This is a genomic window from Synechococcus sp. MIT2312, from assembly GCF_059772315.1.
Window position 1 is genome coordinate 2437536 of the sequence record NZ_CM186281.1, and the last position, 13362, is coordinate 2450897.

At 54.8% G+C, this 13362-nt stretch carries 17 protein-coding genes and 1 tRNA gene; 11 read left to right on the forward strand and 7 right to left on the reverse strand.

Annotation, left to right across the window (positions count from 1 at the left end; translation table 11 throughout):
* Window positions 1-62: 62 nt before the first annotated feature.
* From AC6EI9_RS13300 to AC6EI9_RS13310, 3 genes are read right to left on the reverse strand one after another with little or no spacing between them, the layout of a single operon-like run.
* On the reverse strand, window positions 63-470 hold the full coding sequence (locus tag AC6EI9_RS13300) for a DUF3119 family protein (RefSeq protein WP_498468183.1): 408 nt from the start codon (window positions 468-470) through the stop codon (window positions 63-65).
* A 17-nt stretch (window positions 471-487) separates the two neighbouring features.
* Window positions 488-1237: an MlaE family ABC transporter permease gene (locus AC6EI9_RS13305; RefSeq protein WP_498470084.1), complete on the reverse strand. Its 750-nt coding sequence runs from the start codon at window positions 1235-1237 to the stop codon at window positions 488-490.
* A 23-nt stretch (window positions 1238-1260) separates the two neighbouring features.
* Window positions 1261-2577 carry an MFS transporter gene (locus AC6EI9_RS13310; protein ID WP_498470085.1) on the reverse strand — a complete coding sequence of 439 codons (1317 nt, stop codon included), beginning with the start codon at window positions 2575-2577 and terminating at the stop codon, window positions 1261-1263.
* A gap of 135 nt (window positions 2578-2712) precedes the next feature.
* Between AC6EI9_RS13310 and AC6EI9_RS13315 the strand changes: the two genes are divergently transcribed.
* Window positions 2713-2783: transfer RNA gene (locus tag AC6EI9_RS13315), tRNA-Gly, on the forward strand.
* A 37-nt stretch (window positions 2784-2820) separates the two neighbouring features.
* Here the strand turns inward: AC6EI9_RS13315 and AC6EI9_RS13320 are convergent.
* Window positions 2821-4902, reverse strand: a complete 2082-nt coding sequence (locus AC6EI9_RS13320; protein ID WP_498468184.1) for a glycogen debranching protein — start codon at window positions 4900-4902, stop codon at window positions 2821-2823.
* Window positions 4903-4971: 69 nt separating this feature from the next.
* On the opposite strand from AC6EI9_RS13320, the gene AC6EI9_RS13325 reads away from it, so the two are divergent.
* From AC6EI9_RS13325 to AC6EI9_RS13350, 6 genes are all read left to right on the forward strand, one after another.
* Window positions 4972-5637, forward strand: a complete 666-nt coding sequence (locus AC6EI9_RS13325) for an MBL fold metallo-hydrolase (protein ID WP_498468185.1) — start codon at window positions 4972-4974, stop codon at window positions 5635-5637.
* Window positions 5638-5789: 152 nt separating this feature from the next.
* Window positions 5790-6065: an HU family DNA-binding protein gene (locus tag AC6EI9_RS13330; protein ID WP_006043393.1), complete on the forward strand. Its 276-nt coding sequence runs from the start codon at window positions 5790-5792 to the stop codon at window positions 6063-6065.
* Window positions 6066-6118: 53 nt separating this feature from the next.
* Window positions 6119-7012: a tRNA glutamyl-Q(34) synthetase GluQRS gene (gluQRS, locus tag AC6EI9_RS13335; RefSeq protein ID WP_498468186.1), complete on the forward strand. Its 894-nt coding sequence runs from the start codon at window positions 6119-6121 to the stop codon at window positions 7010-7012.
* The gene (locus tag AC6EI9_RS13340; protein WP_498470156.1) at window positions 6996-7301 is read left to right on the forward strand and encodes a hypothetical protein; all 306 of its coding nucleotides are present in this window, start codon (window positions 6996-6998) and stop codon (window positions 7299-7301) included. The genes gluQRS and AC6EI9_RS13340 overlap by 17 nt, the downstream gene beginning before the upstream one ends.
* A 239-nt stretch (window positions 7302-7540) precedes the next feature.
* A complete protein-coding gene (locus AC6EI9_RS13345) occupies window positions 7541-7834 on the forward strand; it encodes a hypothetical protein (protein ID WP_498468187.1) in 294 nt (97 codons plus the stop codon).
* Between the two features lie 49 nt (window positions 7835-7883).
* Window positions 7884-8141 carry a lactate dehydrogenase gene (locus AC6EI9_RS13350; protein WP_498468188.1) on the forward strand — a complete coding sequence of 86 codons (258 nt, stop codon included), beginning with the start codon at window positions 7884-7886 and terminating at the stop codon, window positions 8139-8141.
* Between the two features lie 11 nt (window positions 8142-8152).
* Here the strand turns inward: AC6EI9_RS13350 and AC6EI9_RS13355 are convergent, their stop codons facing one another.
* Window positions 8153-8797, reverse strand: coding sequence for an alpha/beta fold hydrolase (locus AC6EI9_RS13355; protein ID WP_498468189.1), 645 nt, complete (start codon window positions 8795-8797; stop codon window positions 8153-8155).
* A 671-nt stretch (window positions 8798-9468) separates the two neighbouring features.
* Here AC6EI9_RS13355 and psbF point away from each other — a divergent pair.
* Window positions 9469-9612 carry a cytochrome b559 subunit beta gene (gene psbF / locus AC6EI9_RS13360; protein WP_498470086.1) on the forward strand — a complete coding sequence of 48 codons (144 nt, stop codon included), beginning with the start codon at window positions 9469-9471 and terminating at the stop codon, window positions 9610-9612.
* Window positions 9613-10046: 434 nt separating this feature from the next.
* The gene (locus AC6EI9_RS13365; RefSeq protein ID WP_498468190.1) at window positions 10047-10763 is read left to right on the forward strand and encodes a pentapeptide repeat-containing protein; all 717 of its coding nucleotides are present in this window, start codon (window positions 10047-10049) and stop codon (window positions 10761-10763) included.
* Between the two features lie 142 nt (window positions 10764-10905).
* Here the strand turns inward: AC6EI9_RS13365 and AC6EI9_RS13370 are convergent, their stop codons facing one another.
* On the reverse strand, window positions 10906-11223 hold the full coding sequence (locus AC6EI9_RS13370) for a hypothetical protein (RefSeq protein ID WP_498468191.1): 318 nt from the start codon (window positions 11221-11223) through the stop codon (window positions 10906-10908).
* A 335-nt stretch (window positions 11224-11558) separates the two neighbouring features.
* Complete coding sequence (locus tag AC6EI9_RS13375) at window positions 11559-11693, reverse strand: hypothetical protein (protein ID WP_498468192.1); 135 nt, start codon at window positions 11691-11693, stop codon at window positions 11559-11561.
* Window positions 11694-11984: 291 nt separating this feature from the next.
* On the opposite strand from AC6EI9_RS13375, the gene AC6EI9_RS13380 reads away from it, so the two are divergent.
* The gene (locus AC6EI9_RS13380; RefSeq protein ID WP_498468193.1) at window positions 11985-12320 is read left to right on the forward strand and encodes a hypothetical protein; all 336 of its coding nucleotides are present in this window, start codon (window positions 11985-11987) and stop codon (window positions 12318-12320) included.
* Window positions 12321-12964: 644 nt separating this feature from the next.
* Window positions 12965-13351 (forward strand): hypothetical protein, encoded by a 387-nt coding sequence (locus AC6EI9_RS13385; RefSeq protein ID WP_498468194.1) that lies wholly within the window; start codon window positions 12965-12967, stop codon window positions 13349-13351.
* Window positions 13352-13362: the final 11 nt, after the last annotated feature.

The window sequence follows — 13362 nt, forward strand, 5'->3', positions numbered from 1 at the left end:
GCGGATTGCGAGGCTCATGGCCCAAACACAACGTTCTCGTTGCGTTCAAGTGAAGGTTGCGTTCAGGGCTTCGGAGTCTCCAGGGACCCCACCCGTTGTTCCAACTGCTGACGCAGCTCAGCGGGGTTGAAGAGGATCGGCAGGAAGTGGATGCTCTTGATTTCGCGGAAATAAAACAGGCCTGGCAGCCAGGGGGCAAACAGTCGCCAGCTTTGCCAATCGGCGTAAGGGAATCTGCGCAGCTCCTGCTGACCTCTCCACACCACCAGCGTGTCGCCGGTGAATTCCAGCCGCAGGCTGTAGGTCTGCACCAACAGGAAAACACCAAACAGCCCCACCACGACGGTCGGCCATGGATTGAACGGCAGTGGCAGTAGGCAGAGGCTGAAGACAATGATCAGCAGAGCCAGTCGAGGGCTGGGGCTGATGCTCACGGTGTCCTTGTCAGGCTCAGAGGGTGTTGAGGTCATGGCATTAAGAGATTGCTTCAACCTCCGAAGAGGATCTGAGTCAGGAGGACGTCCATGAGAGCCACGGTCACCAGGATCATCACGACTGCACCGGTTGTACTGGTGCCAACTTCCTTGGGCCCTCCCTGGGTTGTCATGCCCCAGCCACAGGCCAGCACCGCGATCTGCACTCCGAAGACCAGAGCTTTCACCAGCATGAAAGGAAGGTCATCGGGTACGAGCCAGGTGCGCACTGAGGTCCAGAACACCGCGGGCGGGATCTGGTAGATCTCCGTGCTGCTGATTTGGCCTCCGAGCAGTGCCACGGCAAAGAACAACAGGCACTGCACCGGAGCCATCACCACCATGGCGATCAGGCGGGGAACGACCAGATACTCCACCGGGTCGGTGCGCAACATCGTGATGGCATCCACCTGCTCGGTCACTTTCATGGTGCCGAGCTGTGCCGCGTAGGCGGTGGCCACCTTGCCTGTGAGCAGGGTGGCGGTCAGCAGCGGCGCGATCTCACGAGACAGGCCAATCGCCAGGACGCCACCAACCGTGGCGTTGGCGCCCATGTTGCTCAGTTCCTTGGCGACCTGGATGTTGAACACCGTCCCCGCAGCCAGTGCCGTGATGATCACGATCAGGAAACTTCCAGGTCCGGCTTCCTGAAGTTGATCCAGAAGATCAACGGTGTTGATCCTTCCTTTGACAGTGGCGGTGACTGCCTGTCCGCCGATGATCAGACTGCTGCCCAGCCTGTTCAGCCAGCGGGGCGATTTCAACTGGGTTCGGAATCGGAAGGAGGTCATGCGCGTTGCAGATGGGCGCCGCGGTCAGGCCAGCGTCGCATCACCACCAGCCCAAGAACGACCAATACTGCTGGAATGAGGCCCATGCAAAGGCGGATGGCAATCAGAGCTGATTGAGGCTGCTCGACAAAACTTAAGGCTCCATCGCAAGTCTCGGTGGAGATGTAGCCAGTTAGAGAGAGCAATGTGCCGAACACGCTCATGCTCAGCCCAATGATCAGTTTTTGACCGAACACCATCCATGCGGTGTAAAGACCCGCTGGATGTGTGGGATCAGCATCGATCGCATCGGGAAGCAACGACCAGGGAATCAGGTACGCCGTTGAGGCGCCCAGCCCGACCAGCATGATCAGTGCGACAACGGGAACCAAAGCGTTGCGGCCGCTGTTTTCAGCGATTGGAGACAGGGCCATCGAGAGCAGGCAAGCTGTGATCCAGATGCTCGACCCCCAGCCGAGAGCCTTGATTCGGCCATGGCGGTTGGACAACACGCTCCAGAGTTGAAGCCCGATCAGGGCCGCAATGTTGAAAGCGAGCAGGAGCAAGGTGGCGATACTTGCCGGAACATGAATGACCTGAACAAGCCAGATCAGTGCAACAACCTGCATGAGCTGGAGGCCAAACCAAAGCAGCAGGTACAGCCCCAGCACCATCAGAAAGCGGGAATTGGAGCGGACGCGATGCAGCTGTTTGCGTAGAGGCTCCTCATTGCCACTTGGACGTTGAGCTGTTTTGGCATAGGGGGCCAAGCCCAAGCAACAGAGAAGGGTCGCTAGGGCTGCGATCGTGCCGGTGATGCGTCCCAGCAAGACATACCCACCGCCGCTTTCGCGCAACACGAAAAAGGCAACGAGCAGCCCCATCGTTCCTGAAATGATGGAACCGGTGAAACGAGCTGCGTTGAGACGGGTTCGGATTGCAGTGTCTGGGCTCAGTTCTGTAGAGAGCGCGGCAAACGGCAGATTCACGCTCGTGTACGAGGTCATCAGCAGGATGGCCATCAGCACGTAATACAGCGTGCGCTCGCTGATATCCCCCTCTGGGACCCACCACATGGCGGCCAAGCTGATGCCTAGCGGCAGTGCTGCTCCAAACATCCAGGGAAGTCTTGGCCCCCAGCGGCTTTTGGTGTGATCGCTCATCCAGCCGATCAGCGGATCATTCACGCCATCCCAGATTTTGATCACCGTGAGCAGTGAGCCAGCAACGAACGCCGGAAGTCCTGCTGCACAGGTGAAAAAGGGAAACAGGTAGAAACCGAGTGTTGTGGCGGCGAGTCCGGTCCCTGCGTCTCCGAGTCCATACGAAAACATCAGACGGCGGCGGGAGCCCTCAGGGCGAGCAGCAGAAGTGGTCAATCCGAATGATCAGGCACGCTGACGGTCATAATGCTCGGGGATATGACCGCACCAGTTCCGCTCTGCGGAAGCTGGTTCGTTTGTATCAATGCGGGCGTAGTTTAGTGGTAAAACCTCAGCCTTCCAAGCTGATGATGCGGGTTCGATTCCCGCCGCCCGCTTCGTTTTCAGCTCCCAGGCTCTCCGGAGGTTCGCTGCTTACAGCTTGATGCTGTTGGCGTACTCGCGAGCCACCATCACCACCAGACTTCGGCCTTCGAGTGGGACGCCGTCCGGACTCCACGGTTCCAGGGTGTGGGGAAGGTCCTCACCTGCAGGAAGCGCAGTGTCGATCAGGCGGTGCCAGGGAGACGCCGGCTGGGGCAGATCAAAGTGCATGGACTTGAAGTAAGCGTTGAAGCCGGCCCAGAGCACGGCTCCCCGTGTGCCGCGATGCAGGCTCATCGCCAGACAATGGGACCAGCTGGCCCAGTCGGGTTTGCCCAGTTCCACCCCGTGCCACTGGCGCCACAAGCCATCGGGATCGCTCTTGCGGCGCTGCTGTTGCTGTTCGCAGTGGCTCACCACCGGGTTCAAAAGCTCGGCTAGCTCTGAGCGCAGTCGCAGCAGTCGCTGCACGAAGGTGAGCAGCTCTGTGTCGCAGTGCTCCTCGGACCAGATCATCCAGCTGAGCGGTGTGTCCTGACACCAAGTGTTGTTGTTACCCCCCTGGCTGCGGCCAACCTCGTCGCCCATCAACAGCATGGGCACGCCGCGCGCCAGCAGCAGGGTGCTCAGCATGTTGCGTTGCTGCCGTTTGCGCAGAGCAGTGATGGCAGGGTCACTGCTGGGACCTTCAACTCCGTGATTCCAGCTGTTGTTGTGATTTTCACCGTCGCGGTTGTCTTCACCGTTGGCGAGGTTGTGCTTGCTGTTGAAGCTCACCAGATCCATCAGTGTGAAACCGTCATGGGCCGTCAGCAGATTCACGGAGCGGCCTAAGCCCGCCGGTTTGCCGTCATAGAGGTCGGGGCTGCTGCGCAGGCGCTGTGCCATGGCCCAAGTGCTGTCATCGTCGCCTTTCCAGAAGCTGCGCAAGGCATCACGAAACCGGCCGTTCCAGGTTCCGATGCGCCGAGCCGGGAAGTCATTCAGTCGATAGAGACCACCGCAGTCCCAGGGTTCGCTCACGAGTTTGAGATCACTGAGAAGGGGGTCGGCCTCCATCGCTTCGAACAGTGCGGGTTTGTCCAATGGCTTCAGGCCTTCGCCGCGACTCAGGGCAATGCCGAGATCGAAGCGAAAGCCATCCACTCCCAGTTCCAGTGCCCAGCAGCGCAGCGATTCCAGAATCAGTTCACGGCTGAGCGGCTGGTGGGCGGCAATGGTGTTGCCACAGCCACTCACGTCTTGGTAGTCCCCCTTGTCGCTCTGGTGGTAGTAGGTGCGATCGGCGAATCCACGCCAGCTCAGGGTGGGGCCATCAGCGTTGCCTTCGGTTGTGTGGTTGTAAACAACATCGAGCAACACCTCCAGGCCAGCGTCATGACAGGCCGCCACCAGATCGCGCATCTGATCTCTGGCCTTCATGGGGTCACCACCGCCCACATAGCCCTGATGCGGAGCAAACCAGCTCAGAGGGCTGTAGCCCCAGACGTTGTCTCGCCCAGGGGGGGCATCCTGAGGATCGAAGGCCTGCACGGGTAGCAGTTCGATCGTGGTGACGCCCAACTGCTTGAGATACGGGATCTTGTCGATGACTCCCAGCAGGCTGCCCTGTCGCTCAGGGGCCACGCCGCAGTCGCTGCGTTGGGTGAAGCCTCCCACATGCAGCTCGTAGATCACCGTCTGCTGCCAACTGTGTCGAGGTCTGGGATGTGAATCGAAATCGAAGCGGTCCCGCTCGCAGACCAGCCCCTTCAGGCAGCAATGGGTGTTCGGTGAAGCCCCGGTGGCGGCTTCGCGTTGATAGATCGACCAGCCCGTGATGGCGCGCGCACACGGATCCAACAGCACCTTGGCGGGCCGGAAGCCATGGCCCCCCTGCGCGAGCGGTCCGAAGACTCGGTAGCCGTAACAGCAACCTGATGTCAGTCCCTCCACCTCCACATGCCAGTAATCGCCCGAGCGGTGGTTGCTGTCGTTGAGATCGATCAGCTGCTCCGGGCTGCTGGCCTCAGCCGTGGGGAAAATCAGCAGTTCAACCCGGTTGGCACCTGGAGCTGCCACCGAGAAATTCACTCCATGGGCGGTGAGGCTGCTGCCAAGAGGCCAGGGTTTGCCTCGCCGGATCGTGCTCAAAGATCCACTCCCAGGAGGCAGGTGAAGCCTTCAAAGTAGTAACAGCTCCGGTGATTCATCGTGTCTGTGATGACCTCCTCGCTGGAGCCAGGCCGCCCGCCTGTGCAAATCCGGCCTGATCTCTGGCTGTTTCCGCCTAACCGCGACTGTCGCGGGGGCTCGTCCTGGTGGCTGGACGTGGATCCTGAGCCCGTTCTGATCGACTGTCCGCCGCTCACCGAAGCCAGCTTGGACGCTTTGCGGGAACTGGCGCGAGGCCGAAGCGCCCGAATTCTTCTCACCAGTCGGGAAGGGCATGGACGCTTGCGGGGTCTGCAGCAGCGCATGCAGTGGCCCGTGCTCGTCCAGGAACAGGAGGCCTATCTGCTGCCGGGCGTTCAGCAGCTCGAAACGTTCTCCGAGGAGACTCTCACGCGTTCAGGCCTGCGACTGCTCTGGACGCCAGGCCCTACTCCTGGTCATGCCGTTGTGCATGCGCCGGTGCCTGTGAATGTGCTGTTCTGCGGACGTTTGCTTATGCCAGTGGCCAAGGATCAATTGGCACCTTTGCAGCACCGGCGCACCTTTCACTGGCCTCGGCAGCAGCGCAGTCTGCAGCAATTACGCCGGTGGCTTCCTTCAGAAGCCACTCCAGCACTGGCTTCTGGGGCGGGCCTTGGCGCTCTTTGTGGTGGTCATCTGGCCCCGTTTAACAGCTGGAATCAGCAGGCCGAAGAAGCATTTGACACGGTCTGATTCGCATGAGATTCGGTGAAAGCATTGCGGCACGGTGTTTTTCGGTTGCCGCACAGCGATTGTCTCCATACGATTAGCGCGCTCAGGGAAGCCGTGCGGATGTCGACCTCCGCATCGTCGATCCAACCGCTTCCGCCACTTTCCCCCACCCAATGAACAAAGCCGATCTCGTCAACCTGGTTGCCGCCCGCACCGAGCTCACCAAGACCGATGTGTCTCTGGTGGTGGATGCCGCCATCGAAACCATCATCGATTCCGTTGTGGAGGGCAAAAAGGTCTCCATTCTCGGTTTCGGCTCCTTTGAGCCTCGCGAGCGCTCTGCCCGTCAGGGTCTGAACCCCAAGACCGGCGAAAAGATCAAGATTCCCGCCAAGCGCGTGCCCGCTTTCACCGCAGGCAAGATGTTCAAGGATCGCGTTCAGGGCTGATTCCCTGCCGGAATGCTTGATCAGGGTGGTCCTCTGGGGCCACCCTTTCTTGTGTGGATCTTCCTGATCGTCTCCGGGTCGTTTTTGAGCAGGGGCGCAAACAGCGTCTCCTGGGTTATCGCGGCCGGTTTGCTCCGACTCCCTCGGGTCCCCTGCATCTGGGCAATCTGCGCACGGCCCTGATTTCCTGGCTGCAGGCACGTCTTGAGGGTGGTGAATGGTTGCTGAGGATTGATGATCTCGACACTCCGCGCATTCGGGTTGGCGCGGTCGACTCAGCTCTCGAAGACCTGCATTGGCTTGGACTGGACTGGGATGGTCCAGTGATCATGCAGAGCCAGCGGCTCGAGCTTTACAACACCTGCCTCTCCGCATTTCGGCATGACCAGCTGCTGTATGCCTGCCGATGCACCAGGCGTGAGCTGGGTGGTCGTCGTTATCCAGGAACCTGCAGAGAGATGGCAAGAGGCTGGGGTCTGCAGGATGGACGTCTGCCGGCCTGGAGGCTGAAAGTGAAGGCGGTGTATGAACCTTGCTGCGGTGATTTGGTTCTGCGTCGAGCGGATGGATTCATCGCCTATCACCTTTCAACGGCAGTGGATGAGCTGGCACTGGGGATCAGCGAGGTGGTGCGGGGTTCTGATTTGGCCCCGGTGTGTATTGCCCAGCAGGCGGTGATCGCATCGCTGGAGGAGCAACCTCCCAGCTATCGACATACACCGCTGCTCTGCGATTCGGAGGGGCAGAAGCTCTCCAAACGTGAACAGGCTGCAGGGCTGGCACCTCTCCTGGAGAAGCAGTGGTCATCGCAGCGGGTGGTGGGATGGCTGGCCGCTTCGCTGGGTTTGGTCGAGCAGCACTGCTCCTTGTCGGCTCGCGAGCTGCTGCAAGAGATTCGGGTTCGACCCGTGCCGTTGCAGGGATGCTGGGATGAGCCAGATTCTTAAGGAAGCCTTCGGGATCGCAGCTGCTTGTAGCTCCCACACTGAAGTTGCGTTTTTTGGTTCAGAGATGGCGATCTGCTCCAGCTGCGGAGGCAGTGGCATCAAACGCATCAGCGAGCAGCGCTTCCGGACCTGTCATGACTGTCTGGGCAGAGGTGTGCTTCAGCCTGTCGCCTCTCCCGCAACGTCAACATTCCCAGGGCGTTCTGTTGTTGGCTCCCTCGAGGAAAGAGCTGAGAAGCTCAAAGAGGTGGTCATCAAGACAGTGGTGACTTCCTCTTTTGCCAAATAAAAAATGCCGCTGTTGCCACGACAGCCAACAGCGGTACGGAAGTAAACAGTAAGAGTGCGACCGCAGTCCAGTCGGTATACATCCGATCATCGATCGAGTGATTTCATTCTTTCAGCTGATCTCACGGTCAGCTCCAGAGTTGGTTGCTGAATTGCTGGAAGCACGTCAGGTCGTTGATCTCTTCACGCCTCTTGGTTAACAACCTTTTGAACAATTTGCTCAGGGTATGGATGTCTGGAATGGCCGCCCTTGTGATTGGCAGTTTTGAGGCGCCGGTTCATGCAGCGTCTCTGGATGAAGTGCGTCCACTTCTCTTGGCATGTTTCAAGAGCGCCAATGCATCCAGCTGTGATCGAGCTCTCGTGCTCACTGAGGCGATGCAGCGTCGTGCCGCCGATCGCCAGCTCTATCCCTGCCAGACCCTGCTGCTCGGTCTGCAGGCGGAGGTGGTGATGGTTCAGCTTGCTGAACAACGGGGGCAGAAAGCCTTTGAGACATTGCGGGACAGCGAACGTCTGTGTGCAGACCTTTGATCCGCTGTTCACGATCTCATTCAGAATGAGTTGCCATGCATCAAGCGCCGTGCGCGTGTTTCTAACGAGCGTCGCTCTGGTCACCATCGGCACCAGTCTGGCCAATCCCGTTCGGGGGCAGGTGCGTTTTGATGACTGCCAGCCTGTTGCGGGTGGTGGGATCACTTGCAACACAGTTCCCTATGGCAACACCCGCGCCGACATGATTGACGGTGAGTTCGGCCTGATGGATCAGGCCAGTCCTGGCTGGGCGGAATACAACCCCTATGAGGGCTACGACGACATGCTTGGTGGGAACCAGACGTGATGGCCGAACCCTCAGCATGACGGCCGCACCACTCTGTTGAGAAAGTCATGCATGTGTTCAACAGCCAGATTCAAGTTCTGAAGTTCGCTGCGCCCTGACCGTTTGCGTGGCTTGAAACTGTGATCTCCATCGGGTATCCAGGCGAGTTGCAACTGTTCCGAGAGCGCATAGTTGTTCACGTCCTCCCTGTTGCCCATGGAATCCCGCTCTCCCTGAATGATCAGAGTTGGCGTTTGCAGATTCTGCAAATGCTCAGTTCGTAACGTTTCCGGTTTGCCAAGAGGGTGAAAGGGATAACCAAGACAGATGCATCCCAGAATCTTGTTTTGGCTCCACAACGCATCGGCAAGCAGGCTGGCGATCCTCCCACCCATGGATTTGCCCCCGATAATCAGCGCTTGCTTGGCGGAGAGAGACTGCACTTGCTCGGCGTAACACTGCAACAGGATGTCTGCTTTGTTGGGTGGTTTTTTGCGACCACTGAAGCGTTGCTGTGCCATATAGGGAAATTCGAAGCGGATCACCTGCCACCCCTGCTGCGCAAGGCCCTCGGCCATGTGCTGCATAAAAGGGCTCTCCATGCCAGCACCGGCACCATGAGCCAGCAGCACGGTTGCAGACCCTGTTGCAGGCCCGCACACCAGCGTGTTGTCCATGTGGTGTTCAGTTGGTCGTGAGTCTTTGTCCACTCAAGGCTGTCATGCCCTCACTGTGCGGTGGAGACCGGGGGGGCCGGACTGCTCTTTCAGATTTGTGCTCAGGTCGTGGCTTGATCAATACGGAAACTGGTTAGGCGAAGTGATTGAGTTCCGTGTTTGTCAATCAGCCAATATGTTTCGTAAAGGTGGTCGAATGTCTTCGTCGCACGAAGCTTTCTGCCTCAAACATCTGTGTCAGCAGTGCGTAAAATTGTGAATCAAGGCTGATGCGTATGTTGCCCAGCGCTGCATCGTGATTGACGCTGTCAATGCAAATCAAGGCAGATCGATTGATTTGGGCTGGTCTTGAAGCGCAAATGATGCCTGCATGCCTGAAAAAATCACCTTGTTGCTCTCAATTTGATTGACAAAAATGAGTCAATGCGGGTGAAGCATTGAGGTCAAAATAGTGCATCAATCAATACCTAGAGAGCAAGACGTCCTTCTAGTGTGTTTGAAATCACGTTGTTGTTGTGTTCAACTACAAGATCCTATTGGTGGCTTCTCCAATAGCTTTCTCAGTTATCAGCACCGCGTTCTGGTTGACCCGATGGGAAATTCTTGTCTGGGGAAAACAGTTTTTTGGAGTGCCTTCAATCCAGAACCGTAAAGAGTGGATCGATAGCCCTCTGGCACCTTTCAAAAGGGAAGATGGAGGTTACCCTGTGTTTACCGTCAGGACTCTGGCCGTGAATGCATTGGGTATTCCAACAGTGTTCTTTTTAGGTGCGCTCGCTGCGATGCAATTTATCCGTAGAGCAACGCTGTACTAAACCCATGAATTCATTTGAATTTGTTGAAGAGTTTGTTTTTGCCGCCGTTTATTTTTCGGCGTTGATATGGCTTTCAATGAATTTGGTGTCCGGCTATATCTACTTGACCGGCTAATTCAACAATTTGAATTTTCTCTGAAGATTATATTTCTGGAGCTTGTCTGTTTGATTTTCACAGCGTTGACGCTGCTGAGGCCTTATTGAAGTGTCGACGCAATATTTTCGATGATATTTTGTTCCTGAAGAGTGTAAATAGCTCTGTAAAGTGCTGAATCAACTCCTGCTTCACCACTGTGGATTCTGATGAGAGCTTGTCGAATCAGTTCTGCAAGAAGTGCTTGAGTTTGATCTTCCAAATTTGGTAGAGAACTCTACTTGAATCTTAGGTTGCGTATAGTTTTTGATTATTCATCTTGGACCCGCGCAGGCAATCAATGCGATTCGACGTGGTGAGATATTTCTCTCGTCACTGCTCGATTTGTTTCGTCTCAGCGGGTCATGTTGTCAAAGTGCCGCACTTGCTTGCCTTAGGTTTTTCAATAAAAGGAGTGCTGATGAAATCAGTTAATCGCATTATCAGGCCATTATTTCGATCTTTTGTTGCGATTCTGTTCGGCGCGTTGCTGATGCTGCCATCAAAGGCCTTTGCAATCTATCCGAGTGGCGGAGGTCTTCCGGATCTTGGACTTGATCGAAGTCTGCAAGGAAGTGACCAAGCCACAGAGGCCTTTAAGGAGAAATTTCCTTTTTACGAACGAGATGAAGATGGAAAGCCGATCACCAAGGAGTTTGTTAAATACGACCTGGCGAACTATGACCTGTCTGGTCTTGACTTGAGAGGTGCTTTATTTAGTGTGGCGACGCTGAAAAGAGCAGATCTCGAAGGCGCAAATCTTGAGGGCAGTATCGCCTATGCAACGCATTTTGAAGAGGCAAACCTCACAAATGTGAACTTCAGAGATGCAGTATTGACCAAGAGCTTCTTTATGGCAACGACCATTGATGGAGCAGATTTTTCCGGAGCCATTATTGATGCTCCGCAACGAGAGGATATGTGCTCGAGGGCTACTGGTGTCAATCCAGACTCTGGTATTGAGACCTACGACAGCCTTGATTGCTTAAGCCTGAATGTCCGTTCGTCAAAGTCGTAGATCCTTGAATTATCCTTAGAATCGGTTTGACAATCTGAGAATAATTAGGATATTTATACATACCAGCGATGTACTAGATTAAAGAAAATTCTTTAATCTCTATCTTCTTGGGGTGCCTTTCGCTGGCTATTCACATATCCTGTCAAGGCGAACTTGGGGTTAGATCAGGTTCTGAATGTGTTCTACATTTATTCAAGTCCCTTCCGCGTTCTTGAAGCCCATTGCCCTGTTCCTGATTTCCAGGTGTCATGCTCTGCCGGCCTTCGTTCATCATTTCTGTGTAAGTCAGAGCTCTGTTTATTTTGATGATTTCGTTGTTGGTTGTCGCATCATTTTTGTTATCTGTCATCGTATAAGTAGAAAAAGTGAATAAAAATGGAGAGACTAAGGGCATTGTAGTTGAAGCTTGAATAGTATTGATCTCGATTTCAAAGTAAAATAATCGTGAGGATAATGCCAACAACAACTCCTTTTGCAAAAGCTATCCACAGGATCTGATAATCAGAAAGACCAGTTTTTTGTTGTATTTTCACGATCAACCTCTTGTGAGCACGAACGAGACGGAGGCTCATCAAGGATCCTTGCAGATGGGAGCATCATGAGCGTGACTTGCTGGGATGGCAAGCCTTTGAGTTCTGCCTGGTTCAGGAGTCCCTGTTACCAGGATCCCAGTTCTTCCTCTTGTTGAGCGTTTCAGCAGCTTGTGAGAATTCAATTCTGTTCGTTGAGGGCCAGGCTTCAGCCCGTGATCACTGCGATTGGCCGGATGATTGCGCTAGGTCAGTTCAAACAATTTCAAAAGCCTGTTTCCGGTGTTTCGAACTCCCTGAACAGAGCACCGGCTTCCTCTGCGCAATCCTGTTTCATCAGGGTACGAATGCGAGTCTCCCACCATGGCCCAACGCTGGCCTGAGCATGTTGGAGAAACACTGGATCAGTGAAGCGAGGCTTCGCATTTTCAGATTCTCTGAAGTCGCGTGTTGACAAAACTGAGCTCTGTGATGGCGAAAAATTACTGCCCCGCCCAGAACCGCATGTATTGATCAGATCACGCTCAAGTAGCGATTGAAATTCCTGGTCTCTGCTGTGAAGCGTTGTTGAAGACCGTCATTTCGCGAGTTGCTGGTTTCAAACCGGCTTGCATCGTTGCTGTGACGCGCCATGCTGCTTCTGTTGTGCAACGCGTGAGGGGTTATGAAGTGCATCCCAGGGATTGGGGTCTTGGCGCTGCTCGGTCTCAGTTTCAACAGCTCTGCAGTGGCCAATATCAAAGACGAGTTTCAGCGTGCTCAGGGTTGTGACTTTTTCAAAGCCGAATATATCAGCGATGTTGGTATTTATAAGGATTCAAAAGTGCGTTTTTGCATCAGTGCTGATCAGCAAGAGTTGATCTATGTGATGGCCATGGGTACATCATGGGTGGTTCCATTTAATCGTCAATATCGTTCTAGAGGTATCCTGAGTTTGAATACATTGGAAGAGAATCGTCTTGTTCTCTATCAGAAAGAAGACGGTGTGGTGACGAGAAAAGTGCTTGGGCGCAAACGTGGTTCTTGATCCGCTGAGGATGGCCGTCAGCGAAGTCACTCCCTTCGTCCACATCTCTGTTAGGGCCTTGCCCTGTTCTGGACCGGCTGGTCTGCACTTTCACCGGCGTCGTCTTTGAATGGCGCGTTGGTTGGCTATTTGACAGTCTTCTTGGCATGTCGATGAAAAGATTCTGTAAAGCGGACCACCATGGCGTACCAAGCAAGGAATTCTCAGGCTCCACGACGAGGATCCATGCCTCCGAAGCACCAGGATTCCACAAACCTCAAAATTGCCTCGTCGACCTCATTCACTGAGGAGTGGCAGCCAAGCCAGTCACAGCTTGAAAATCAAATCAACAGCGCGATCGAAGATATCCGAATGAGTCTTCAGACTCTTCAATCTGATATCGGAGCGAGCGATCGCTACGTCCTGGGGCTCTTGGATGTTGTTGCCGACGATTACCGAGCACAGTTGCCGTCTGGGAAATCCTAATCATTCCCGTTACGCGCACCGAAGCAGAGAGGCCGACTTGAATGACTGACGTGGCAAGTACCTGATACAAGCATTTGTAGATAATTTTACTCGCGACCGCCAATCATTGCAAATGATTGCCGTCTATGTGAATCGACGCTCGTTTGGATTGCATCGAGAAGATGATTGATCGTTAGTTGATGCAAAAGAGGCGTTTAGGCATGGTGATGCTTAGTGCTCTGGTTGGTGTTTCGCTGATTTTCTGGTTCACAATCGGCTTTTTGAGTCACGTCAGCTGGTTTCAAAACGCGTTCAGGCGTGAAGCTGAGAAGATCGATCGTCAGCAGCTGGCAAGTCAGGGTCAAAGCCAAATCGTGACCGGTGCTGGAAGCCTTACGGCCAAAAAAGGTTTTGTGCTTGCCTATTGGGACGATATCAATCAGTCGTTCTCTACTAGAGCTTCTGGACAAACTGAGCGCAGTCCGCTGGTTTTCGATATCGCTGCCATTAATCTCGTGGCATTCACCTCGATTTGTATTCTTGTATTTGTAAGCAGGGGCCTGTTTCATTCCCTTGGTTTAATGTAACAACAGCCGAT